At 37.2% G+C, this 24570-nt stretch carries 22 protein-coding genes; 19 read left to right on the top strand and 3 right to left on the bottom strand.

Annotated features, from left to right (window positions below; genetic code table 11):
• The first annotated feature begins 49 nt into the window (after positions 1-49).
• Positions 50-3058, top strand: a complete 3009-nt coding sequence (locus tag BN52_RS08935; RefSeq protein ID WP_008474222.1) for a LysM peptidoglycan-binding domain-containing protein — start codon at positions 50-52, stop codon at positions 3056-3058.
• Between the two features lie 199 nt (positions 3059-3257).
• Here the strand turns inward: BN52_RS08935 and BN52_RS08930 are convergent, their stop codons facing one another.
• Complete coding sequence (locus BN52_RS08930) at positions 3258-3764, bottom strand: aminoacyl-tRNA deacylase (RefSeq protein WP_008474220.1); 507 nt, start codon at positions 3762-3764, stop codon at positions 3258-3260.
• Positions 3765-3830: 66 nt separating this feature from the next.
• On the opposite strand from BN52_RS08930, the gene prmA reads away from it, so the two are divergent.
• The 9 genes from prmA to BN52_RS08885 all read left to right on the top strand — a co-directional run bounded on the left by prmA (position 3831) and on the right by BN52_RS08885 (position 14528).
• Positions 3831-4775, top strand: a complete 945-nt coding sequence (gene prmA / locus BN52_RS08925) for a 50S ribosomal protein L11 methyltransferase (protein WP_008474218.1) — start codon at positions 3831-3833, stop codon at positions 4773-4775.
• 47 nt (positions 4776-4822) lie between these two features.
• Positions 4823-5182 (top strand): hypothetical protein, encoded by a 360-nt coding sequence (locus tag BN52_RS08920; protein WP_008474217.1) that lies wholly within the window; start codon positions 4823-4825, stop codon positions 5180-5182.
• A gap of 14 nt (positions 5183-5196) precedes the next feature.
• Complete coding sequence (locus BN52_RS08915) at positions 5197-7434, top strand: RelA/SpoT family protein (protein WP_040473526.1); 2238 nt, start codon at positions 5197-5199, stop codon at positions 7432-7434.
• Entirely contained in the window at positions 7434-7874 is a 441-nt protein-coding gene (dtd, locus tag BN52_RS08910) for a D-aminoacyl-tRNA deacylase (RefSeq protein ID WP_008474215.1), read from the top strand. Before BN52_RS08915 ends, dtd begins: the two co-directional genes overlap by 1 nt.
• Before the next feature lie 271 nt (positions 7875-8145).
• Positions 8146-9432: a histidine--tRNA ligase gene (gene hisS, locus BN52_RS08905; protein WP_008474214.1), complete on the top strand. Its 1287-nt coding sequence runs from the start codon at positions 8146-8148 to the stop codon at positions 9430-9432.
• A gap of 3 nt (positions 9433-9435) precedes the next feature.
• Positions 9436-11289, top strand: a complete 1854-nt coding sequence (gene aspS, locus BN52_RS08900) for an aspartate--tRNA ligase (RefSeq protein ID WP_008474213.1) — start codon at positions 9436-9438, stop codon at positions 11287-11289.
• A gap of 177 nt (positions 11290-11466) precedes the next feature.
• Positions 11467-12621: an SLAP domain-containing protein gene (locus BN52_RS08895; protein ID WP_008474211.1), complete on the top strand. Its 1155-nt coding sequence runs from the start codon at positions 11467-11469 to the stop codon at positions 12619-12621.
• A 149-nt stretch (positions 12622-12770) separates the two neighbouring features.
• Positions 12771-13193: a peptide-methionine (R)-S-oxide reductase MsrB gene (msrB, locus tag BN52_RS08890; protein ID WP_008474210.1), complete on the top strand. Its 423-nt coding sequence runs from the start codon at positions 12771-12773 to the stop codon at positions 13191-13193.
• A 117-nt stretch (positions 13194-13310) separates the two neighbouring features.
• A complete protein-coding gene (locus BN52_RS08885; protein WP_008474209.1) occupies positions 13311-14528 on the top strand; it encodes an SLAP domain-containing protein in 1218 nt (405 codons plus the stop codon).
• A 108-nt stretch (positions 14529-14636) separates the two neighbouring features.
• Here the strand turns inward: BN52_RS08885 and msrA are convergent, their stop codons facing one another.
• The gene (msrA, locus tag BN52_RS08880) at positions 14637-15179 is read right to left on the bottom strand and encodes a peptide-methionine (S)-S-oxide reductase MsrA (protein WP_008474208.1); all 543 of its coding nucleotides are present in this window, start codon (positions 15177-15179) and stop codon (positions 14637-14639) included.
• Positions 15180-15455: 276 nt separating this feature from the next.
• On the opposite strand from msrA, the gene BN52_RS08875 reads away from it, so the two are divergent.
• Positions 15456-16334: a YitT family protein gene (locus tag BN52_RS08875; RefSeq protein ID WP_008474207.1), complete on the top strand. Its 879-nt coding sequence runs from the start codon at positions 15456-15458 to the stop codon at positions 16332-16334.
• Between the two features lie 60 nt (positions 16335-16394).
• On the opposite strand, the gene BN52_RS08870 is transcribed toward BN52_RS08875, so the two are convergent.
• On the bottom strand, positions 16395-17234 hold the full coding sequence (locus BN52_RS08870) for a pyruvate, water dikinase regulatory protein (protein ID WP_008474206.1): 840 nt from the start codon (positions 17232-17234) through the stop codon (positions 16395-16397).
• A gap of 201 nt (positions 17235-17435) precedes the next feature.
• On the opposite strand from BN52_RS08870, the gene rpsU reads away from it, so the two are divergent.
• The 8 genes from rpsU (at position 17436) to glyS (ending at position 24570) form a co-directional block, all read left to right on the top strand.
• Complete coding sequence (rpsU, locus tag BN52_RS08865) at positions 17436-17612, top strand: 30S ribosomal protein S21 (RefSeq protein ID WP_002880182.1); 177 nt, start codon at positions 17436-17438, stop codon at positions 17610-17612.
• Positions 17613-17734: 122 nt separating this feature from the next.
• On the top strand, positions 17735-18178 hold the full coding sequence (locus tag BN52_RS08860) for a GatB/YqeY domain-containing protein (RefSeq protein WP_008474204.1): 444 nt from the start codon (positions 17735-17737) through the stop codon (positions 18176-18178).
• 20 nt (positions 18179-18198) lie between these two features.
• Positions 18199-19158 carry a PhoH family protein gene (locus BN52_RS08855; RefSeq protein WP_008474203.1) on the top strand — a complete coding sequence of 320 codons (960 nt, stop codon included), beginning with the start codon at positions 18199-18201 and terminating at the stop codon, positions 19156-19158.
• A gap of 1 nt (position 19159) precedes the next feature.
• The gene (gene ybeY, locus BN52_RS08850; protein WP_008474202.1) at positions 19160-19684 is read left to right on the top strand and encodes an rRNA maturation RNase YbeY; all 525 of its coding nucleotides are present in this window, start codon (positions 19160-19162) and stop codon (positions 19682-19684) included.
• Positions 19684-20592, top strand: a complete 909-nt coding sequence (gene era / locus BN52_RS08845) for a GTPase Era (RefSeq protein ID WP_008474201.1) — start codon at positions 19684-19686, stop codon at positions 20590-20592. The genes ybeY and era overlap by 1 nt, the downstream gene beginning before the upstream one ends.
• Positions 20592-21344, top strand: a complete 753-nt coding sequence (gene recO / locus BN52_RS08840) for a DNA repair protein RecO (protein ID WP_008474200.1) — start codon at positions 20592-20594, stop codon at positions 21342-21344. The genes era and recO overlap by 1 nt, the downstream gene beginning before the upstream one ends.
• 249 nt (positions 21345-21593) lie before the next feature.
• Positions 21594-22511, top strand: coding sequence for a glycine--tRNA ligase subunit alpha (gene glyQ / locus BN52_RS08835; protein WP_008474199.1), 918 nt, complete (start codon positions 21594-21596; stop codon positions 22509-22511).
• Entirely contained in the window at positions 22504-24570 is a 2067-nt protein-coding gene (gene glyS, locus BN52_RS08830; RefSeq protein ID WP_008474197.1) for a glycine--tRNA ligase subunit beta, read from the top strand. The genes glyQ and glyS overlap by 8 nt, the downstream gene beginning before the upstream one ends.

The following is a 24570-nucleotide window of genomic DNA, read 5'->3' as shown; positions in this document are numbered from 1 at the left end:
ATCTTGGTACTGAAATCAATAAGATGATGATTATATTAACGAGGTAGCTATGAATAAGAAAAATAAAAAGAAATTCCGCTCTAGATATTTAGCAGCGGGATTAGTAGTTCCATTATTGGCTGCTAGTTTAGCAGAAGCTGGCACTAGTCAGAATGTTCAAGCAGCGAAAGTAAGTCGTACTAGCAAAGTTAGACGCTATAATTTGGTTGCTGATGTTCGCAAGCGGATCGACTACAAGCATCACAAATTTGTTTTCAAAAAAGGCGATACGATTTGGGCTGTAGCTAAGGCTTTAAATATTAGGTATCAATTGTTGATGAAGTGGAACGGGATTAAACCTGGAGAAGAACGTCATATTCCTGTAGGTACTGTAATTTACTTTAAGGGTAATGATATCAAGATCGTAAACCCTAAAGGCAAGGTTGTAGCTAAACATAAGGTAAAGAGCAAGGATAAGATTAATCCCAAGAAGCCAGTTGCACCAGTTGAAGTTGTACCTGAAACAAATTATGGAAAAGGCGAAACTACTGATAACAACACCCCTGTTGTTACTCCTGGAACAAGTCAAACCAATGACAATCAAACAAGCAATCCAGTTATTGATGATAACGTAAATCCAAGTGGTAATGAACAAGGTCAAGGTAATAGCACTAACACCACTCCAAGCCAAGAAACACCAGGAACGAGTGAAGGCAAAACAGACCAAGGTTCTAAGGATCAAAGCGGTAGCGGTGAGGCAACTACCCCAGGCAAGGATGAGGGTACAATCGATCCAAGCAAGGAGACACCAGGAACGAGTGAAGGCAAAACAGACCAAGGTTCCAAGGATCAAAGCGGTAGCGGTGAGGCAACTACCCCAGGCAAGGATGAAGGCACGACCGAACCAAGTAAAGAAACCCCGGGAACGAGCGAAGGCAATACAGATGAAGGCTCCAAGGATCAAAGCGGCAGTGGTGAAACTACTCCAGGCAAGAATGAAAGCACAACTGATCCAAGCAAAGAGACCCCAGGAACAAGCGAGGGTAGTAAAGACGAAGGTTCAAAGGATCAAAGTAGTAGCAGTGAAACCACCCCAGGAACGAGTGAAGGTAAAACAGACCAAGGCTCCAAGGATCAAAGTGGTAGCGGTGAAACAACAAAACCTAGCGAACCTGTTAATACGATTGCTTTGTCAAATGAAGTTGCTTCAAGCTCAGCAGTTACTAATCAAGTAAGTTATCAAAATGCAGGGGATGCAAGTAAAACTGCATTTGATCAAGCTTTAAGCGATGCAAAATCAGTTTTGAATAAGAAAGATGCTAAACAATCAGAGGTTGACCAAGCTCTCAGTAAATTGAAAGACGCTAAGTCAGGCTTAGACGGCAAACAAACTGATATTAGTGCCTTAAAAGCAGCTGTTGATGATAGTACTGCTACTAAAGAAACCGACTTATATAAGAATGCTTCAGGTGATAAGAAGAGTGCATATGATACAGCACTTACCCAAGCGCAAAACGGGTTAAATAATCCGCTACTCAGTCAAGCTGATGCAGATAAATTAGCAAAGGCATTAACCGACGCAAAAGCTAGTCTTGATGGTAAGACTTTGACTAATAAGGATAAATTGCTAGCCGAACTTCAAGATTTGGTTAATGCATCGAATGCAATTATGAATACTTCAACGGATCCATCGGCAAAACAAGTTTTAGGAGCACAAACTAGATCTGGGCAACAAACTCTTGATAATTCTAATGCTGCAAATGAAACTGGGATCAAGAGTCAAATTGCTATGTTAAAATATTGGGTTGAATTTTATAAGACAAGGAGTACTGAATTAGCAAACTCTAAAAAACTATATGATGATGTTTTAGCTGAAGCAAAAGCAATTCTTAATTCAGGAACACTTCCAGATCATGATTCTGTAAGTAGAACTCAACAATTAGTTGATCAAATGGAAAAAGTGAGACCATCTGATCCAAATAGTGTTCAATACATTGTTTATGCACCAGAATTTAAGGACAACCTTGATCTAGTTAAGAAGGAAAATGCAGAAGCAATCAAAGAATATCAAGCTGAAGCACAAGCTAGAATTGATGCTAAGAATGAACTTGATCGTTTACAAGTACCCGGCTCTCCAACTTACGTTCAATTAGCTGATGAAAATGGTAATAGAACTTCTACTCTTGACCAAATAGTTGATCGTGCAAAATTGGTTAGCCAAATGATCCCTACTAATCCAGATGATAAAGTTTACGATAACTTTAAGAGTGTCGAAGATTACTTACAAGTAGGAACGCCAGAATACACTAAGATGCAAAATGCTTTAGATAGCATTAAGGCGAGAATTCGTGCACAATTAGATGCTGGAAAAGGTAACTTATTCGGTAAAGATAGTGAGTTAATTGATACGGTTCCAACAGACGAAGAGGTAGAAGCTCTTAAGCCTTTAATTGAGTTAAGTGATGCGTATACTAATCGTGCACGCGAAGATATGAACTTAATGCGTCATGCAATTGGTCTTAAAGATTATGAAACTCCAGAGGTTAGCGATCGTAGAAAAGCTATGATGGTTGTTCACGCTCTTGCGGAATATGAAGCAGGTTTGATTCCAAAATATCAGGCTTATACTCATTTGGGAACAGTCGCATCTAAGCTAATTCCAACTGCAATTATTAAAGGAACCAATGAAAATTACTTCCCATCATATAATGTACCAACAGTAGCTAAACGATTAACTCCAGAATACTTAGCTGACATTTTTGTCAACTTAGACTTACAAGAAGGTATTAGATATTACAAAGATTTATTTACTGATACTAAAGGTTTGAGCGGGCACTTTACTAATGTAATCGACTTCGAAAATCAATATATGACAGCTGCTGCTATCATTGGTAATATTAAAGAAGCCGAATATGGCTACAAGAAATACTATGTTTCAATGACTGATTTTTTCTGGGAATTAGCAGATGACAAGTATAAGCAAATTCTTAAATACTTCGATGAATGGCCAGCAATTGATCCAGCTCAGGATCTAAATAAGACTCAAGCTGAAATTGATCAATTGATCAACAGTAAATAGCAAACAAAAAGAGAAAACGCAAATTGTTTAATGCGTTTTCTCTTTTTTCTTATTTGCCAAAAGCAATAATCACGACTGCGAAAACTGCCAACATAGCAAGGAAAAATCCCAAAATTGTTAAGGGAAGGTTCATTTCATTCATCTTCTTCGTGATAATACTTTAATGATAAGTATAGCACTATTAAGATAAATAATAAGACTATTCCGTTAAATCATAAAAGTCGGCATGACAGAATTTGGCTAAGTCCTGAGGATTAATAAAAATGCTTCGACCGACTTCGCCACTTGAAACGGCGATTTCAGGTTCATTCATCATATGTTGGTCAAGATAAATAGGAAGATGATGGTTGAAGTAGATTCCAATCGGGGTATTAGCACCGTGAACATAGCCAGTCGTTTTTTGTAAATCTTTCAAAGGCAACATTTCACATTTTTTATTGCCAGAAATTTTGGCTAATTTTTTCATGCTTAAATGTTCTGGAATAGGAATCACGCCTACGATTGGACCGGTTTTGTTACCTAGGCATACAAGCGTTTTGTAGACTAAACGTTCTTTCTCTTCTAGAATAGAAGTGTCCATTTGCGCAACGCCACCGCTATCTTCGTGGAATTCGAATTGTGCTTGACGATATTTGATTTTATTTTGATCAAGGATTTTTTCAACGAGAGTTTTCTCGAGTTTATCTTTTTTCTTTTTCTTAGACATTTGTTCATCACCCAAAAAATAATGGTACCATTTTATAATAAGATGTGAAAGAAAGTAGGTTTATTGATGAAATTACTAGTTATTAAAATTGAAACTAGCCATGAGGTCGAAGACGCTTTAAGTATTTATAGTCAAGACGTTTTGCATGCCTTAGGAACAGAGGCAAGAAAGCGGAGCGATTTTGAACAAGCAGGGTGGCTTCATGATTCAACGGTTGTCGAAATGGATGAAATTAAGGATCTACCTGAAGATTTACAATTTTTAGCATATTTTGATCAAGAAGCAGATGCTGAAGGACTGGTAAAACAATACCAAGCAAAATTGGAAGAACTTGCTTCATACGGCTTAGCAATTGGTCAGGTCAAAATCACATATTCTTATATTGCTGATCAAGATTGGAATACGGCTTGGCAAAAGTATTATCATGTAATTCAATTTTCACGCCACTTAGCCGTTGTACCTGAATGGAAAGACTACCAACCAGCATTTCCTGATCAAGCGATCATTAAGTTAGATCCAGGTTTAGCCTTTGGTACTGGAAACCACCAAACGACTCAATTGGCATTGATGGGAATTGAACGCAACTTAACCTTCCCTGCAAAAGTTGCTGATGTTGGTACTGGTTCTGGAATTTTAGCAATAGCGGCCGCAAAGCTAGGGGCAAAAGAAGTACTAGCAACTGACATTTCCGATGAATCCATGACTGCTACTAAAGAAAATGCTGGGCTAAATAATTTAACCAATATTAAGACTAAGAAAACTAGTTTGCTAGCTGATGTTGATGGTAAGTTTGATTTGATTGTAGCGAACATCTTGGCCGAAATCCTATTAGATTTAATTCCACAACTTGATGAACATCTCGCAGAAGGTGGAAAGATTATTTTTTCAGGAATCGACTACCTACAATTGCCTAAGATTGAAACTGCTTTGGATGAACATGGTTTTAAGATCAATCTCACAATGCGTGAAGATCGTTGGATTGGGCTAGTTATTACCCGCAAGCCACAATAGTGTGGTAAAATATTAAAAATTAGCGATAAGAAGGATAAGAATTACTAATGCAAAAACTCAAAGATCGAATTCTTAATCAGCCCTTTATTAAACGGTTGAACACTTATAAGGCGATGCCAATTATTTGGTGGAGTTTGTTAATAATGGCGATGCCATATATCTTTAGTTTATTTAGAGTACAGGTAGTTTGGCGAGTAGGATTGTTGTTTTTAATAATCAATAGCCTGTTCAGCTACCATGTTGGCAAATTGATCCTTGAGTTAAAACTTGCTAATTGGTGGTTGTTGCTCCTTCCTGCTTTATTTTGCTTGGCAATTATGCCTAGATTTGCAAGCTATAATTTGATTTTTGGCTTGATCTATTTAATTTTTGAAGCAATCGGAAAAATGACGCGGTTATATCGTTAGAAGGGATGAATGATATGTCAAAATACGTAGAAATGACCTATGAGCAGGTAATAGCTGCTTGTAAAAAATATATGAATGAAGAGCAACTTGCGTTTGTTGAACATGCATATGATTTTGCAAATAAGGCGCATGAAGGGCAATTTCGTGCTTCAGGCCAACCGTATATTATTCACCCAACTCAAGTTGCTGGTACTCTAGCTAATTTAGGTTTGGATCCTGATACGATTGCTGCTGGTTTTTTGCATGATACGGTTGAAGATACTCCAGTAACCAACGATGATATCAAGAATATTTTTGGGGAAGATGTGGCTTTTATCGTTGATGGCGTAACTAAATTAAATAAGTATCAATATCAGTCGCATCAAGAATTTTTAGCTGAAAATCACCGTAAAATGTTGATTGCCATGGCTAAGGATCTGCGAGTAATTATGGTTAAACTGGCTGACAGATTGCACAATATGCACACGCTAGAGCATTTGCGACCTGATAAGCAAAGACGGATTGCTTCTGAAACGATGGATATTTATGCCCCACTTGCTGATCGCTTGGGTATTGGTTCGATTAAGTGGGAACTTGAAGACATCAGTTTTCACTATTTGAATCCTGATGCATATTACCGAATTGTAGGTTTAATGGACGTCAAGCGTAGTGAACGTGAACGTTATATTTCTGATGCTATCTCAGTAATGAAAAAGACGCTTGACAGTTTAGGAATTCAATATCAAATATACGGCCGTCCAAAACATATTTATTCAATCTACAAAAAGATGGTTAACAAGCATAAGGATTTTGAAGATATTTATGATTTGTTGGCAGTTAGAGTTTTGGTTAAAAACGTTCGTGACTGTTATGCTGTTTTGGGAGCAGTTCATACTGAATGGAAGCCAATGCCAGGGCGCTTTAAGGACTATATTGCCGTACCAAAGGTAAACGGTTATCAATCGTTGCACACCACGATTATTGGACCTGGTGGTAAGCCACTTGAAATCCAAATCAGAACCGAACAAATGCACGAAGTTGCAGAATACGGTGTGGCGGCACACTGGGCATACAAACGTGGCAACTTTTCTGGGGTTAAACCATCGACGTCTGGTGAGAAGCTAGATATGGTTCGCGAAATCTTGGAATTAAAAGATGAAACTAAAGATGCCGATGAATTCATGCGAAGCGTGAAAAGCGATATTTTCTCTGATCGTGTTTATGTTTTCACGCCCAAAGGTGAAGTCTATGAGTTGCCAAAAGGCTCAGTAACGCTTGATTTCGCTTACGAAATTCATACCCAAGTCGGTAGTCATGCAGTAGGTGCGAAGGTAAATAATAAGTTAGTGCCACTTGATTATAAACTCAAAAATGGTGATGTAATCGAGATCATGACGCAGTCTAATGCTACACCTTCAAGAGACTGGGTAGATATTGTTAAGACTTCAAGAGCTAGAAACAAGATTAGACGCTACTTCAAGACGCTTGATCGTGAAGACAGTATTCAACGTGGTCAACAAGAGGTGGCAAACCTATTGCGTGAGCACGGATTGAATCCGAAAGAATTTTTGGATAAAGACCATCTTGAAAAATTGTCCGAAAACTTCAATTTCCGTACAGCCGATGAATTATTCGCAGCAATTGGTTTTGGTGATCAATCAGCGATTGGCGTTTACAATCGCTTAACGCTTGATATTCGTCGTAAAGATGAAGAAGAGCGCCAAAAGAAGCTTGAGCAAGAAATTTTAAATTCTGGACAGCAGGCTGCTCATGAAGAACGCAAGCAAAACAATTCGTCTTCAATGAAGATTAAGCATAAAAATGGGGTTATGATTCAAGGTGTTAGCGATTTGATGCTGCATTTGGCTAAATGTTGTAACCCTGTTCCTGGGGATGAAATTATTGGTTATGTTACTAAGGGTCGGGGAGTAACAATTCACCGGATGGATTGTCGTAATATTACCCGTGAAGCTCATGCTCAAGGTCGTTTAATCGATGTAGAATGGGAAAATGTTGAAGACAAGAGCTTGCAATCATTCAATGCTAATATTGAAATTTTTGGTTATAATCGTGGCAATTTATTGAGTGACGTTATTAACAAGTTGAATTCTTTGACCAAGAACATCAACAATATTTCTGGTAAGGTGAATGACGAAAACATTGCTCATATTTATACGACTGTTTCAGTTGCCAACAGTAAGCAGTTGGATGATATTTTGAGTAAGTTGCGTGATATTGCCGATGTATATGAAACTAAGAGGTCTGATAATTAATGCGAGTTGTAATTCAAAGAGTCAATCATGCTGCCGTTAGAATAGACGGTGAGGTAGTAGGTCAAATTAAAAAGGGGCTGCTCCTTTTAGTCGGCTTAAAAGAAGGCGATGAATTGGCTGATGTCAAAAAAGCTGCTGATAAAATTGCTAAGATGCGAATCTTCGAAGATGAAGCAGGTAAAACCAATCTCGCATTGAAAGATGTTAATGGTGAGATCTTGAGCGTTAGTCAGTTTACACTCTTAGCAAGTACCAAGAAGGGAAATCGTCCAAGTTTTACTGATGCTATGCGCCCACCTAAGTCAAAAGAATTATGGCAAGAATTCAACCATGAATTAGAGCAAGCTGGTTTTAAGGTTGAAACCGGTAAATTTGGTGCAGACATGAAAGTTGAACTGGAAAATGATGGACCATTTACAATAGTTTTTGATTTAGAATAATAATCCGCTTTCAAAGGTTGACTTTGTTAACTTAAAAATATAAGCTATAAAAGAATTATCGATGACAAAGACTGGAGATTAGCAAGGCCATTTTCAGAGACCATTCATATCGGTGAAAGAATGGATGAGCCGCAATCTGTGACACCTTTAACAGATAATTGGTTCGTTTCGCGAGCGTTAATCGCAGCAAGTATAAGGTGGTACCGTGCTAATTGAAGCGCCCTTGATTAAGTTCAAGGGTGCTTTTTAAATAAAAATAAAGGATGATAAGATGAGAGTACAAAAGCCAAAAGGAACAGTCGATATTTTGCCTGGTCAATCTGGTTCTTGGGATAAAGTTGAACGAATTGCCAAAGACTTTTTTAAGCGGGCAAACTACAATGAAATAAGAACTCCAACTTTTGAAAATTATGAAGTTTTCTCACGTTCAAGTGGTGAAACTTCTGACGTTGTCGAAAAGGAAATGTATGACTTCAATGATAAAGGTGGTCGTCATATTGCTTTGCGTCCAGAAGGAACAGCTGGTGTAGTTAGAGCCTACGTCGAAAATAAGTTGTATGGACCTGATGTAGTTAAACCATTTAACGTTTACTACATTGCAACAACTTTCCGTTATGAACGTCCGCAAGCAGGTCGTCAACGCGAATTCCATCAAATTGGTGTAGAAAGTTTTGGTTCAAACAATCCATTAGCGGATGTGGAAACCATCATGATGGGGCATGATTTGCTTGCTGAATTAGGAGTCAAGAATTATGAGCTACATATCAATACCTTAGGTAATGCACAAGTAAGAAAAGATTATCATGATGCTTTGGTTAATTATTTTACCCCATTAAAAGATAAGCTATCTGATGATTCTAAGCGGAGACTTGAAAAGAATCCTTTACGTATTCTTGATTCAAAAGCTCCTGAAGATAAAGAATTCTTGCCAAATGCTCCAAAAATCGTGGATTATTTGGATGACGAATCACGTGCTAATTTTGAGCAAATCACTAATATGCTTACGCAACTAGGTATTGACTATGTAATTGATGATGATTTAGTACGTGGATTGGATTACTACACAGGAATTATTTTTGAATTTATGGTTGCCGATCCAAGTCTTTGGGAATCAGCTACTACAATTTTAGGCGGTGGCCGTTACAATCACTTGGTTGAAGAATTTGACGGCCCTGAAACTCCAGCGGTTGGTTTCGGTATTGGAGAAGAACGTTTAATGCTGGTTTTGCAAAAACAAAATCCGGAATTATTCAGTGATCAAGGAATTGATTTCTTCATTACTAATATTGGCGATGAAACTAGCTTTAAGGCTGTTGAAATTGCCCGTTCAATTCGTAACCAAGGTTACAGTGCTCAATTCGATGTCGATCAAAAGAAGCTTAAAGCGCAATTTAAGAAAGCAGACCGCGTAAATGCAAAATACGTTATTACCTTAGGTGCTAAAGAATTAGAAGAAGGGTTGCTTAACATTAAGCGCCTAGCTGATGGTAAGGTTATCGATTTGAGCTTAACTGACATTAATGATATGAAATTAGTCATGGAAAAGTTAGAGGATTAAAACATGGAAAAAATGGATCATAGAACAGACTATTGTGGCAATATCACTGCTAAATATGAAGGCCAAGAAGTAACGCTTTTTGGATGGGTACAACGCGTTCGTAACTTAGGGAACCTAATTTTTATCGACTTAAGAGACCGTGAAGGCTTGGTTCAAGTTGTAGTTAACAAGGATTCAGGCGAAGAGTTGATGAAAATTGCGGAATCCCTTGGTAACGAATATGTTATTGAAGTTAAAGGTAAAGTTGTTAGACGTTCAAGCGTTAACCCAGAAATGAAGACTGGTGAAGTTGAAGTTAACGTTAGTGAAATGATCATTTTGAACGAAGCTAAGAACCCACCATTTGAAATCAAAAATGATGTTGAAATTAGTGAACAAACTCGTTTGAAGTATCGTTACCTTGACTTACGTCGTCCAACTTTGCAAAATGCAATTATTTTGAGATCAAAAATTTTGCGCGCAGTTCACGAATACTTCGATGAACATGGATTTATTGATATTGAAACCCCAATTTTAGGTAAGTCATCTCCAGAAGGAGCTCGTGACTACTTAGTTCCATCAAGAATCTACCCAGGTAGTTTCTATGCTTTACCTCAATCACCACAATTGTTTAAGCAATTATTGATGGGTGCTGGTTTTGACAAATATTACCAACTTGCTAGATGTTTCCGTGACGAAGACCTTCGTGGTGACCGTCAACCAGAATTTACGCAAATCGATATGGAAACTTCTTTCTTAGATGAACAAGGTGTTCAAGACTATACCGAAGGTTTGCTTAAGAAGGTTATGAAGGATGTTATGAATATCGACTTACCAACGCCAATCAAGCGTATTTCATGGCAAGAAGCAATGGATAAGTATGGCTCTGATAAGCCTGATACTCGTTACGAAATGTACATCCATGATCTTAACCACATTTTCAAGGATTCTGATTTTAAAGTATTTTCAGGTGCTATTGCTAACGGTGGTTATGTAAGAGGTATTGCGGTTAAAGGTGGTGCTGAAGCATATTCACGTAAGAAGATTGAAGAAAAGCAAGAATATATCAAGAGATTCCATGCCAAGGGCTTAGCTTGGGTTAAATATGAAAATGGTGAATTTACTGGTCCAGTTTCACGTTTCTTGACCAAAGAAAATCAAGCAGCTTTGAAGGAAGAATTTGCTTTGGAAGGCGGAGAATTATTAGTCTTCGTAGCTGATATTTGGAAAGTAGTTTGCGACTCATTGAATTACTTACGTCGTGCTTTTGCTAAAGAAACAGGTATTATTCCTAAAGATGTTTATGACTTTGTTTGGATCGTTGACTGGCCATTGTTTGAATACGATGAAGGTTTAGGACGTTGGATCGCTGCTCACCACCCATTCACTATGCCTGATGATGAAGGGATCAAGTTATTAGATACTGATCCTCATAAGGCACATGCTCGTTCATATGATATTGTTATGAACGGGGATGAACTCGGTGGTGGATCTATCCGTATTCACAAGCGTTCAATTCAAGAAAAGATGCTTAAAGCGCTTGGTTTTACTAAGAAACGTGCATATGAACAATTTGGCTATTTGATGGATGCTTTGGACATGGGATTTCCACCTCATGCTGGTTTAGCTATTGGTTTGGATCGGTTTGCAATGTTGTTAGCTCAAAAAGACAACATTCGTGACGTTCTTGCCTTTCCAAAGAACGCATCAGCTTCAGAACCAATGATGCATGCACCAGCTCCAGTAGCAGATCAACAACTTGCTGACTTAGGTATTGAAGTTGAAGAACAATATGCTGAAAGTGTTGCACAAACTGAACAACGGTTGGAAAAAGAAGCTCAAGAAGATGCTGACAAGAATGCTACTTGGGAAGATTAAAGAATAACAATAACAAGTAAACGGGCCTTTTGGTCCGTTTTTTGTATAGAATTGTAATATTATAGTCGCTATTTGTTAACTGATTGTAACGCATCAAATCGCAAAACCTGTTATAGTATTCTAAGTGGATAGATTGCTGAGTAATTAATAACAAAGATAATTAGGCGAGGGATTTAATTGCGAATCAGAAGTAAAAGATTAATAAAAACAATTGGAAGTGCAAGCATCATTTTGCTTGCTAGTGGCGTAGCTGTACCTGTTATTTCAAATTCACAAAATGTGGTGTATGCTGCTAAAAAGAAGAGTGTAAATGCCCGTTCATATGGGGTAGATGTTGCTGTTTATCAATCATCAAGCGTAAAGAGCAGTGCTAATGCTGGGGCTCAATTTGCTATCGTAAAAGTAAGTGAGGGAACTAGCTACCGTAATCCAAAAGCGAGTGCGCAAATTGCAAGTGCGCAATCTAACAGTATGTTGCCAATGGCTTATCATTTTGCCTTATTTGGTGCGAACAAATCTCGAGCAGTAGCAGAAGCAAAATATGCAGTTGCATCTGCTCAAGCAAGTGGCTTACCAAAGGGTTCATATATTGCTTGTGATTGGGAAACTGGTGATGGCAATGTTGTTACTGGTGGTAAAACAGCTAGTGCTAATGCTATCATCGCTTTTATGCAACAGATTAAGGATAGCGGATATCAACCTTTATTGTATTCAGGTGCGTATTTGTTAAATCACAACATTAACACAGCGAAGGTGACGAACGCATTTCCTAACTCGTTGTGGGTAGCTTCATATGCATCAATGGGTCGAATTGATACTCCAAATTTTAGTTATTTCCCATCAATGAATGGTGTCATTATTTGGCAATTCACTGATAATTGGAGAGGCTTAAACGTTGATGGCAATATTTCACTTTTGCCTTTATCAATTAATGGTTCAGCTTCAAGTCAAGCCCCATCAACTAATGAAGTTTCGACAGGCAAGACAGTTATGCATAAAGCTTACGTATATGACCAAAATGGTCAACGAGTAGCTGGCAAGTCATATGCGGCTTATACTAAGGTCCAAGTAATTGGAGGTATGGTTGCGATTAATGGTGTAAACTATTATCAAGTTGGTGAAAACAGCTACATTAAAGTTGATAATGTCGATGGAACCAAACGTATCCTTAAGAATAAAGCCTTTGTTTATAACAAAAAAGGTAAGTTAGTAAGCAGTCCAGCAATTAGTCAGGGCACTACTGTTTCAACTTATGGTGGTACAGTAACAATTAATGGTGATAAGTATTACCGTATTCAAAAGAATCGCTATATTAAAGCTTCTGATTTTTAAACAATTTAAAGTCATCAATTAGTAAAGGCTAGTTAATGACTTTTTTGCTGTCATTTTTGAGCAACTAGCAACACTTTTAAGGCAAAAGTTGGTATATTTATCATAATACAAGATAAAGATTTAATTTATTTAATACAAGAGGTTTTAAGATGGATAAAGCAGAACGATTAAAAGAATTGTCAAAAGAACAATATGAAGTTACACAACATGCAGCAACGGAATATCCTTTTTCTGGTATGTATGACGATTTTTACGAGAAGGGAATCTATGTTGATATTGTTTCAGGAGAACCATTGTTCTCTAGTCTTGATAAATATGATGCAGGATGTGGTTGGCCTAGTTTCACCAAGCCAATTAAAAAGTTAGTCTACCGTCGCGATCAATCGCATAATATGGAACGAACTGAAGTTAAAAGCCCAGAAGCTGACTCACATTTGGGTCATGTGTTTAGCGATGGCCCAGTTGATCAGGGAGGTCTACGGTATTGCATCAATTCTGCAGCGTTAGATTTTATTCCTTATGACCAACTAGAAGAAAGAGGATATGGCGAATATAAGCAGTTATTTGTTTAAACAAGAGATTTTTCAAAACTGTCATGCAATCTTAAGAATTTAATTGCTAAAACCGTGTTATTATGTAGCTGTACTAATAGAGATCAAAGAGCAGATATAAGCAAACGGAGGAATTGGATGCGTAAAAAAGAACAGCGCTTATTAAGCGTATTAGCTTGTGCTGGTAGCTTAACTATGGTTGCAGGGTTAGCAACTCAGACTTCACCCATATCAAAATCCGTAACTGTAAAAGCAGCTACTGACTCAGTTGCGGCAAGATCTTATGGAGTTGACGTGGCAAGTTATCAAAGTAGCAATGTTACAGCTGATGCTCAAGCAGGGGCTCAATTTGCCATTGTTAAAGTAAGTGAAGGAATATCTTATCAAAATCCTAAAGCAAGTGCACAAGTAGCGAGTGCGATTAATAACAATATGATGCCGATGGCGTACCATTTTGCTACTTTTGGTGCTGATAGTGCATCAGCGGTAGCAGAAGCTAATTTTGCTGTTGCGTCAGCTCAAGCAGTTGGTTTACCAAGTGGTTCTTATATTGCTTGTGACTGGGAATCTGGTCAAGGCAATACAATTAACGCTGGGAAAACGGCTAGTGCCAATGCGATCTTGGCTTTTATGAATCAAATCAGTGCTTCAGGGTATAAGCCATTACTGTATTCTGGCGCATATTTATTGCGGAATAACATCGATACGAGCGTAATTTTGAACTCATATCCAAATTCGCTATGGGTTGCATCGTACGCTACTTTAGGGCGAATTGATACGCCTGATTTCAATTATTTCCCATCAATGGATGGAATCGCGATTTGGCAGTTTACTGATAATTGGCGTGGTTTAAGCGTTGATGGTAACATCACCTTGCTTCCTTTATCATATAATAGTTCGACTACCCAAGCACCAGTAACTAATACACAACAAGTTGCTGAACAAGCTAAGCCTGAGAATAATACTGTAACCACTAATTCAAGTACAGAAGTGAAAACCGTTAAAACAGTAATGCACAAGGCATACATTTATGATAAAGATGGTAATCGAGTAGGTAACTCTTCAATTGGAGCATATAACCAAGTTACTGTTTTAGGTGGCATGGTAGTTATTAATGGCAAGCAATATTACAAGATTGGTGATAACCAATACGCTAACTTATCAAATATTGATGGACGTAAGCGGGTTTTGACTCACAATGCATATGTGTACAATAATCAGGGACAGAGAGTCTATGCTGAAGGTAAGCTTTACGCTGGCCGGACTTTGTACACTTATGGTTCAAGTATAAGCATTAATGGCAAGCGTTATTTCCGAATTAATCGGAATCGCTATGTCAAAACTGGCAATTTTTAATCTTTTAAAATTTAGATAGATTTCGATAGTTTTCGAGATCTATCTTTTTTATTTTTGAAAAATAAAAAACCTCGTATCATTGTACATACGAAGGTCTTGGGTATTATCTTAATAATTTTGCTTGTAATGCTTTTTGATATATTCGCCACGTCCGCCGGCTTCCTCCATCATATAGCGAAGAGGATTTTTCTGATAAAAGTCTTGGTGATATTCTTCTGCTGGATAAAATGGAGCCGCTGGTTCGATTTGAGTAACAATTGGCTTGTCGAATAAACCACTAGCTGCTAATTTAGCTTTTGAAGCTTCTGCAGTAGCTTTTTGTTCAGGCGAGTTGTAATAAATGACTGGGCGATATTGATCACCGCGATCCTGAAATTGTCCAGTCGCATCAGTTGGATCTGCAACTTGCCAATAGATTTCTACTAGTTTTTCATAAGGAAAAACTTCCGGGTCAAAGGTGATTTCTACTGCTTCTGTATGACCGGTAGTACCAGTACATACTTGTTCATATGTTGGATTTTCAACGTGTCCACCAGTATAACCGCTGATTACTTTTTTGATACCAGGTAAGGTATTGAAAGGTTGAACCATGCACCAAAAGCATCCGCCAGCAAAAATAGCAGTATCAAGTTTTGTTTGCTCGTTTTCCATAATTTTCCTCGATTCCTTAAGTTAAATATACTAAAGTATTTAAAAACTTGTTAGAAACAATTTTAGCTATTTTCGTAAGCTCTTGCAAAAAATGTGCCTAATGTCGTTAACGAGAATTTTGCTGATAGCAGATTTTATTACTAAAATCATAGATTAACTAATAACTTGATCCATTTTATGTTAAAATTTTGACTAGGATTCGCAAATCAGCAAGTTGCTCTAAACTTGTAACAAGTCCTAGGTTATCAAGACATATTTGCTAAAGGAATTGACATTATGGATCAATTAGATAGATTTAATAGAAGATATAATTTCATTTCGAAATTATCAGCAGCCTTTTTCTTTTCAATTGCTGTTGCAATTGCCCTGAACTTTTTCTGGGCTCCAGGGCACATGTATTCGTCAGGAATAACAGGTTTTGCCCAATTGACAAATTCAGTAACTGAAAAATATTTTCCCTTTACTATTTCAACCTCATTTATGTATTTTGCACTAAATGTGCCTCTGTTTATTTTGGGGTGGGTAAAGATTGGCCATAAGTTCACATTTTTCACAATTGTCGCAGTTGTTTTAGGATCAGTTATGATGCATGTGATTCAGCCGTTAGAGGTTCACTGGGATCCATTGCTCTGCGCTATTTTTGGTGGAACCATCAATGGTATTGGTACCGGATTTGCTTTAAAGAATGGAATCTCTACTGGTGGACTTGATATTATTGGGATTGTGATCAGACAAAAAACTGGGACAAGTTATGGCAAATTCAATATCTTAGTTAATTTGATAATTATTGCTGCTGCGGGTTTTATTTTTGGTTGGACACGAGCACTGTATTCCGCACTTACAATTTTTATCAATGGTCGAGTAATCGATGCCGTCTATACTCAACATAAAAAAATGCAAGTGATGATAATTACAGAACATGCGCAAGCAATCATTGATGGTATACAAGGCAAAATGCATCGTGGAATAACGATTTTACATGATGCGGAAGGGGCATATGGCCACACCGAAAAAACTGTTTTGCTTACGATAATTGATCGCTATGACTTATACGATATTAGAGAAATAGTTAAGCAGGCGGATCCATATGCTTTTATGAGCGTGAGTGAAGTAGAAAAAGTTTATGGCCGATTCAAAGAGCAAGAAATTGTATAACGAATAAAAGGACTACCAATCTAACTTTGAGATTGATAGTCCTTATTTGTTATTAATCTGTTATTGATCCTCAACGCCTAAATGATGCATGATCAAAGCGGCAGTTTCTTCAATTGAGCGGTGAGCAACGTTAACTACATAACAGCCAAGTTTACGGTAAAGTTTCTTAGCTGATTCAAGCTCTTCGTTAATTGAATCCATACTTGAATAAGTGGTATCTGGATTAAGTCCATAAGAAATCATTCTTTGACGTCTAATTTCATTTAATACTGAAGGATCATTGGTTAAACCAATAATCTTTTTAGGATCGACTTGGTAAATTTCTTTTGGAATATGAGTTTGGGGAACTAAAGGTAGGTTGGCTACTTTTAAGTTCTTATTTGCAAGGAAAAGTGAAAGTGGGGTTTTAGAAGTTCTAGAAACTCCCAACAAAACCACATCAGCTTCGAGGAATCCTTTTGGATCCTTTCCATCATCATACATAACTGCAAATTCCATAGCGGAAATACGGTCAAAGTACTTTTGATTCAAATTGTGCTGAGCACCAATTTTTTGCATTGGTCGCATTCCTGTAGTTGCTTGTAAAGCTTCGACAACAGGTGAAAAGATATCTACGCTTTGAATGTTGTGTTCTCTTGCAAAACGAATCACAGGTAGTTGCATTTCGTCTTTTACCAAACTATAGATAATTACTAAGTTAGGGAATTTTTCAATTTCTTCGAAAGTTTCGTTTAGCTTATCTAAATCAGTAATAAAAGGATATCTACGATAATTTACTTTGGCATCTGGGAATTCCGCAGCAGCTGCCGTAGCATTATTAAATGCGGTATCTCCAGCTGCATCTGAGATTATAATAATATTTACTTCTTTCTTTGCCGTATCGTTGTTGGTTTCTGGCATGAGTAAGCACCTCTTTCTACACTATGATTATATCAAATTGTTAGCTAAATGAAATCGCTTAAGTCACTTTAAATGCAGGAATTTATCTCTTGAAAAATAAATTGAAAAAATTTACAACTTTCTATTGACCAAGAAAGATGGTTTGCTATAATTTAATTAAACGTATGGCGTAACGCCAAGAAATGGAAGGAGGGATCACACATGGCTAAGACTATCGTTCATGAAAACGAGTCTATTGATGATGCTCTTCGTCGTTTCAAGCGTTCCGTTTCTAGAAGTGGTACCTTACAAGAATACCGTAAGCGCGAATTCTATGAAAAACCAAGTGTTCGTAGAAAGCTTAAGTCAGAAGCTGCACGCAAGCGTAGACATTATTAATTTTAACGAATTAACTCTCGTCGGATGACGAGAGTTTTTTTGTTGGGTAAAAAAACTATTTCATTGTTTTGAACTCTGTTATAATTGAGTATAGTTAGTGTTATTAGGAAGAGGCAATAATAATGAACTTATCAGAACAAATCATGGCAGATATGAAAGAAGCTATGAAAAATAAAGATAAGATCCGTTTAAACACGGTAAGAATGATTAAATCGGCATTGATGAATGAAAAGATTAAGTTAGGACATGATCTTACTAAAGATGATGAATTGACAGTCTTGAATCGTGAAAAGAAGCAAAGAGAAGAATCAATTGCTGATTTTGTTAAAGGTAAACGAGACGACTTAGTTGAAGAAACCAAAAAAGAATTAGCTATCGTTGAATCTTATCTACCTAAGCAGCTTTCTAAAGAAGAACTTGAACAAATTGTGGTTGAAACTATTAAAGAAGTAGACGCAAAAACAAAAGCTGATTTTGGTAAGGTAATGAAAGGTTTGATGCCAAAGATCAAGGGTAGAGCTGATGGAAAGGTCACTTCAACTATTGTGCGCGAGCATTTAAAGTAGAATAAAAGGAGTGGGTTTATTTGGTTAAAACCAGTTTTATTCCTAAAGATCCAGAAAATATCCAAAAAATTGTTGGCGTTAACGATAAAAATTTGCAGCTTCTAGCTGAAAATTATGACTTGAGTATTACTGACACTGGAAATGAAATTGTTATTTCTGGTGAAGATAACAGCAAAGTCAAATTAGTAAACGAGATCCTTCATGAACTAGACAAGGTTGTGAGTACTGGTGTTAACATTAGTGCGCCCGATATTGTTAGTGCAATGAAGATGGCAGATAAAGGCACAACTGAATATTTTTCTGAGCTGTATAAAGAAATTTTAATTCGGGATGCTAAAGGCAAGCCGATTAGAGTTAAGAATATGGGGCAGAAAAATTATGTTGAAGCAATCAATAAGTCAGATGTGGTTTTTGGTATCGGTCCAGCTGGTACAGGGAAGACCTTTTTGGCTGTTGTATGCGCAATTGCGGCCTTTAAGCGTGGTGAAGTTTCACGAATTGTGTTAACTCGTCCAGCAGTTGAAGCCGGAGAATCATTAGGGTTTTTACCTGGTGATTTAAAGGAAAAAGTTGATCCATATTTGCGACCTATCTATGATTCGCTTTATGCTATTTTAGGTACTAATACGACAGATAGATTAATGGAGAGAGGAACGATTGAGGTTGCTCCTTTAGCATACATGCGTGGAAGAACTTTAGATGATGCTTTTGTTATTCTAGATGAAGCCCAGAATACCACTGATGCGCAAATGAAGATGTTTTTGACTAGACTTGGCTTTAATTCCAAGATGATTGTCAATGGAGACATGACACAGGTGGATTTGCCGGGGAGACAAAAGAGTGGGTTGCTTGATGCTAAGGAAATACTCAAAGGAATCGACCAAATAAAGTTTATTAATTTTACATCGGCTGATGTAGTAAGACACCCAGTAGTAGCTAAGATAATTAATGCATATGAGAAAAAGGGGATAGGTAATTAGCATGGATCCAATTGAGATCACCTATAATGATGAAGTAGGTTTTTTAGATGACAGTACACGTGACTGGCGTTCCTGGATCGAACAGCTATTATTGCTGGCCAAAAAGCACATCAATAAAGACAATAATCTTGAAATGAGCATCAATTTTGTCGATGAAGCACGAAGTCATGAAATAAATTTGAAGTATCGTGATAAAGATCGACCAACTGATGTAATTTCATTTGCAATTGAAGATGGCGAAGATGCTTTAGACATGGCTGCTTTTATTGACGATCCAGATTTCCAAGAGGATATTGGCGATCTTTTTATGTGTCCAAGTGTCATTAAGCGGCATAGTGTGGAATATGGTACTGGTTTCGATCGTGAATTTGGTTATACCATTGTTCATGGCTTTCTTCACTTAAATGGCTATGATCATATTGAGCCTGATGAAGCTAAAGAAATGTTTGGTATTCAAGGAAAAGTTCTTGAGGAGTACGGGTTACCTTTGTATCCCGATCAACTAGATGTTGGTAGAGGTAAATAATGACAGAAAATAAGGAATTTAAGTCTGGTTTCGTAGCTTTAGTAGGTCGACCAAATGTTGGTAAATCAACATTAATGAATCGATTAGTAGGACAGAAAGTTGCGATTACATCAAATAAACCACAAACAACGAGAAATCGTATTTCCGGGATTTATTCTTCAGATAACATGCAAGTTGTGTTTGTTGATACTCCTGGGATCTTTAAACCTCATTCAGAATTAGATAATTATATGGATAGAGCCAGCTTATCAAGTCTAAATGATGTTGATCTCGTATTATTTATGGTAGAACCAGAACCTGCAGGAAAAGGCGATCGCTATATCGCTGAATTACTGGAAAAAGTTAAGGTTCCCGTATTTTTATTAATCAATAAGGTAGATCGCGTTTATCCCGATAAATTATTAGAAGTAATCGATTCTTACCGTCAATTAGGTGATTTTACAGAATTTTTACCGGTTTCTGCAACTGAAGGCATTGGGATTGAAGATTTGCTAGCAAGTTTGCACAAAACTCTTGAAATTGGTCCACAATACTATAGCTCTGACGAAGTTACTGATCGACCTGAATATTTTGTCGTTGCAGAATTGATTAGGGAACAGATTTTGCAATTAACCAGTCAAGAAGTACCTCATGCAACAGCAGTAGCGGTTGAACGAATGAATCAACGTGTAAATGGCAAGCTCCAAATTGAAGCTACAATCTATGTTGAGCGTGCAGGGCAAAAAGGAATTATTATTGGTAAATCTGGAAAGATGCTGAAGCAAATCGGCATTAATTCTAGAAAACAAATTGAATCTTTGCTGGGTGAGAAAGTCAACTTACAACTCTGGGTTAAACTGCAAAAGAATTGGCGCTCAGATCCAGCTTTCTTAAAGATGATTGGCTATGATAAGAAGGAATTATCTTAATGCTTGAACAAAAAGAGGTTCAAGGGATAATTTTTAAACGCCAAAAATATCGCGAAGCAGATTTACTTGTAAAAATTATGACCAAAGATGATGGTATTATTACTATGTTGGTTAAAGGTGCATTGCGACCAAAATCGAAATTAAATGCAGCTGTTCTTAATTTTTCTTATGGGAAATACACGATTATGACTTCTGGTCATGGATTAAGCGTATTGAGAACATACAAAGAAGTTAAACAAAATGAAGTGCTGTACAATGATTTGACTAAGAGCGCATATGTATCATTCATTTTTGATTTAGTAGACCATGCATTTGTTGAATATACCCCACTGAATGCAGTATATGATTTAGTCCAACAAGCAGTTGAAAGAATAAATCATAACTCAGATCCTGAAGTAGTAACGCAAATTGTGCAATTACAATTGTTACCAGTCTTTGGTGTAGGGCCACAATTAAAACAATGCGTCATTTGTGGAAAGACCACCGGTGACTTTGATTTTTCTTTAAAGTATGGCGGGATTATCTGTAGCGATCATTTTTATCAAGTTACTGATCGCATGCGCCTTAAACCTAAAGAAACCGCAGTTCTCAGAACATTAGGATTGGTACCAATTAATCGTTTAGGAAACGTAACGATCAAAGAGGAAACACTTAAAGCTACTCGAAAAGCCATCGATCGTATTTACAGTCATACGCTCGATTTAAATTTGAAAACTAAAAAGTTTTTAGATGAATTAAAGCTTTTTAATTAATGATGCTAGTCATATTATCTTAGCTGTGGTAAAATTTTATGCAGGTTGGCGATGATGAGGATTAAGAAAAGTACTAGTACAGCAAGTGTCGTTTGATGGGAGGACACCTAGGAAAAGGCACCTCTAGCCAAAGTCAATTAAGAGCAGAAAGAATACTTTCTGAATTAGGGTGGAACCGCGAAATATTTTCGTCCCTATGCAAATTTTGCATAGGCTTTTTTTATTGGCCTAGCACAGGAGGAATATATAATGACAGAAGAAAAATTAAATGTTCAAAGCATGATTTTTAAATTAGAACAATTCTGGGCCTCCAAGGGCTGTATGATCATGCCTTCATACGATGTTGAGAAGGGTGCAGGAACAATGAGTCCATATACCTTCTTAAGAGCAGTTGGTCCAGAACCTTGGGCAGCTTGCTATGTTGAACCATCAAGAAGACCTGCTGATGGTCGTTATGGCGAAAATCCTAACCGTTTGTTCCAACACCATCAATTCCAAGTAGTTATTAAACCAGCCCCTGAAGACATTCAACAATATTACCTTGATAGTTTAAAGGTTCTGGGAATTGATCCATTAGAACATGATATTCGCTTTGTTGAAGATAACTGGGCTAATCCATCAATGGGTTGTGCCGGTGTTGGTTGGGAAGTATGGCTCGACGGTATGGAAGTTAGTCAATTTACTTACTTCCAAGTTGTTGGTGAACTTGATGTTAAGCCAACAATGAGTGAAATTACTTACGGTGTTGAACGATTAGCTTCATATATCCAAGATGTAAACTCAGTCTTTGATTTGGAATGGGGCAATGGTATCTTATACCGGGATATTTTCAAGCAACCAGAATACGAACACTCTAAGTATGCTTTTGAAAATTCTAACCAAGAACAATTGCTTAAATTCTTCGATATTTATGAAGCTACTGCTAAGCGCTTGCTTGATCAGAATTTGGTTCACCCAGCATATGATTACATTTTGAAATGCTCACATACCTTTAACTTATTGGATGCTAGAGGTGCAGTTTCAGTTACTGAACGTGCCGGCTATTTGGCAAGAATCCGTAATCTTGCTCATGAAGTTGCCAGCAAGTTTGTTGAAGAACGTGAAAAGCGTGGCTTCCCATTGTTAAAGAGTGCAGAAGATAAGAAGGCGGGGGTAGAAAATGACTAAAGATTATTTATTTGAAATCGGCACTGAAGAAATGCCTGCTCATGTGGTTACGAAGAGCGTAAATCAATTAGCTGAAAGAACTAAGAAGTTCTTAAAAGAAAATGGTTTAAGTTTCAGTAATATTAAGACTTTTTCAACTCCACGTCGTTTGACTATTCTAGTTGAAGATCTTGCTGAAAAGCAGGCTGATATTGATGAAGTAAAAAAAGGACCAGCAAAGAAAATTGCTTTAGATGAAAATGGCAATTGGACCAAGGCAGCTCAAGGATTTGCTCGTGGACAAGGTATGACTACAGATGACCTTTATTTTGAAGAATTAAAGGGTACTGAATATGCTTATCTTCACCTTCAAAAAGAAGGTAAAAAGGCAACTGAAATCTTACTAGGCATGAGTGATATTATCAAAGCTATGACTTTCCCAACCAAAATGAGATGGGGTTCATTTGACTTTGAATTTGTTCGTCCAATTCATTGGTTAGTATCACTTTATGGCACTGAAGTCGTTCCAGTTAAGATTTTAAACATTACTGCTGGACGCAAAACTGAAGGCCACCGCTTCTTGGGTGATTCTGTTGTTTTAGCAAATGCTGATGACTACGAAGAAGCTTTAAAAGATCAATTTGTTATTGCTGATGCCAAGGAAAGAAAAGCCTTGATTTCTAAGCAAATTGAAGACCTAGTAAACAAAAATAATTGGAAGATCAAAGAAGATCCAAGTCTATTAGAAGAAGTAACCAACTTAGTTGAATATCCAACCGTATTTGCTGGCTCATTTGATAAGAAATACTTAAATATCCCTGACGAAGTATTGATTACTTCAATGAAGGATAACCAACGTTACTTTGAAGTATATGATGAATCTGGCAAATTATTGAATCACTTTATTTCTATCCGTAATGGTAATAAAGATTTCTTAGCTAACGTTATTTCAGGTAATGAAAAAGTTTTGGTTGCTCGTCTTGATGATGCTCAATTCTTCTATGATGAAGACCGCAAGTATCCATTAAGCCACTTCGTTGAAAAGATGAAGGATGTTTCATTCCACGACAAGATTGGTTCAATGGCTGAAAAGATGTTACGTGTTAAGTTAATAGGTAACTACTTAGCTAAGCGTTGGAATTTGGACCAACAGGTAGTTGAAGATTTCGATCGTGCTAGTGAACTTTATAAGTTTGACTTAGTAACGCAAATGGTTGGTGAATTTGCTGAATTGCAAGGTGTTATGGGAATGCACTATGCTCGGTTGGCTGGTGAAAACGACCAAGTTGCCGACGCTATCAAAGAACATTACATGCCTACTACTGCAGAAGGTGATTTACCAGCTACTACTGTTGGAGCTTTACTTTCAGTTGCTGATAAGTTAGATACGATCATTACTTTCTTTGGTGCAGGGATGATCCCTAGCTCATCAAATGATCCATATGCTTTGAGACGTTATGCCTATGGAATTGTTAGAATTTTGCTTGATAAAGGTTGGTCATTGCCATTTAATACAGCTTTACCTGAAGTAGTTGCAGTAATTAATGGACAAACACCTGCTAAATTACCAAAATCAGACGAACAAGATGAACAAATTGCTCTATTCATTCGTGATCGTATCAAGCAATACCTCCAAAAGAATAAGTATCAATATGATGTAATTGATGCAGTTCTTTCATCAAGTCAACAAGATCCTAGTCAAATTTTAGCAGCTGCTAAAGTTTTACAAATGCATCATGATGATGAAGCCTTCAAACCAGTTGTTGAAAGTCTTGTTAGAATCAACAATATTTTGGCTAAGGCTAAGTTCGTTGCTCAAGCAGCAGTCCAAGCAGATTTATTTGAAGATAATAGTGAAAAAGAGCTATATCTTGCTATGCAAAACTTGGCAGATGAAACTGATTTGTCTAGTTTGTATGATGGTTTTGTACAATTACAACCAGTCATTGATCGTTACTTTGATACTAATATGATCATGGCTGATAATGAAGCTGTTAAAGCCAATCGTTTGACGCAATTACAAGATATCAGTAAATTAGCTGAACGTTTAGGCGATTTGAGCAAATTGGTAATTAAATAG

Origin of the sequence: Lactobacillus gigeriorum DSM 23908 = CRBIP 24.85, assembly GCF_000296855.1 — a bacterium.
GTDB lineage: Bacteria > Bacillota > Bacilli > Lactobacillales > Lactobacillaceae > Lactobacillus > Lactobacillus gigeriorum.
This window is presented reverse-complemented; position numbering and strand designations above follow the sequence as displayed.

Excerpts from the sequence above, each read along its gene's own strand:
- BN52_RS08935 (WP_008474222.1), top strand. The coding sequence starts at position 50 with ATGAATAAGAAAAATAAAAAGAAATTCCGCTCTAGATATTTAGCAGCG.
- BN52_RS08930 (WP_008474220.1), bottom strand. The coding sequence starts at position 3,764 with ATGTCTAAGAAAAAGAAAAAAGATAAACTCGAGAAAACTCTCGTTGAA.
- prmA (WP_008474218.1), top strand. The coding sequence starts at position 3,831 with ATGAAATTACTAGTTATTAAAATTGAAACTAGCCATGAGGTCGAAGAC.
- BN52_RS08920 (WP_008474217.1), top strand. The coding sequence starts at position 4,823 with ATGCAAAAACTCAAAGATCGAATTCTTAATCAGCCCTTTATTAAACGG.
- BN52_RS08915 (WP_040473526.1), top strand. The coding sequence starts at position 5,197 with ATGTCAAAATACGTAGAAATGACCTATGAGCAGGTAATAGCTGCTTGT.
- dtd (WP_008474215.1), top strand. The coding sequence starts at position 7,434 with ATGCGAGTTGTAATTCAAAGAGTCAATCATGCTGCCGTTAGAATAGAC.
- hisS (WP_008474214.1), top strand. The coding sequence starts at position 8,146 with ATGAGAGTACAAAAGCCAAAAGGAACAGTCGATATTTTGCCTGGTCAA.
- aspS (WP_008474213.1), top strand. The coding sequence starts at position 9,436 with ATGGAAAAAATGGATCATAGAACAGACTATTGTGGCAATATCACTGCT.
- msrB (WP_008474210.1), top strand. The coding sequence starts at position 12,771 with ATGGATAAAGCAGAACGATTAAAAGAATTGTCAAAAGAACAATATGAA.
- BN52_RS08885 (WP_008474209.1), top strand. The coding sequence starts at position 13,311 with ATGCGTAAAAAAGAACAGCGCTTATTAAGCGTATTAGCTTGTGCTGGT.
- msrA (WP_008474208.1), bottom strand. The coding sequence starts at position 15,179 with ATGGAAAACGAGCAAACAAAACTTGATACTGCTATTTTTGCTGGCGGA.
- BN52_RS08875 (WP_008474207.1), top strand. The coding sequence starts at position 15,456 with ATGGATCAATTAGATAGATTTAATAGAAGATATAATTTCATTTCGAAA.
- BN52_RS08870 (WP_008474206.1), bottom strand. The coding sequence starts at position 17,234 with ATGCCAGAAACCAACAACGATACGGCAAAGAAAGAAGTAAATATTATT.
- rpsU (WP_002880182.1), top strand. The coding sequence starts at position 17,436 with ATGGCTAAGACTATCGTTCATGAAAACGAGTCTATTGATGATGCTCTT.
- BN52_RS08860 (WP_008474204.1), top strand. The coding sequence starts at position 17,735 with ATGAACTTATCAGAACAAATCATGGCAGATATGAAAGAAGCTATGAAA.
- ybeY (WP_008474202.1), top strand. The coding sequence starts at position 19,160 with ATGGATCCAATTGAGATCACCTATAATGATGAAGTAGGTTTTTTAGAT.
- era (WP_008474201.1), top strand. The coding sequence starts at position 19,684 with ATGACAGAAAATAAGGAATTTAAGTCTGGTTTCGTAGCTTTAGTAGGT.
- recO (WP_008474200.1), top strand. The coding sequence starts at position 20,592 with ATGCTTGAACAAAAAGAGGTTCAAGGGATAATTTTTAAACGCCAAAAA.
- glyQ (WP_008474199.1), top strand. The coding sequence starts at position 21,594 with ATGACAGAAGAAAAATTAAATGTTCAAAGCATGATTTTTAAATTAGAA.
- glyS (WP_008474197.1), top strand. The coding sequence starts at position 22,504 with ATGACTAAAGATTATTTATTTGAAATCGGCACTGAAGAAATGCCTGCT.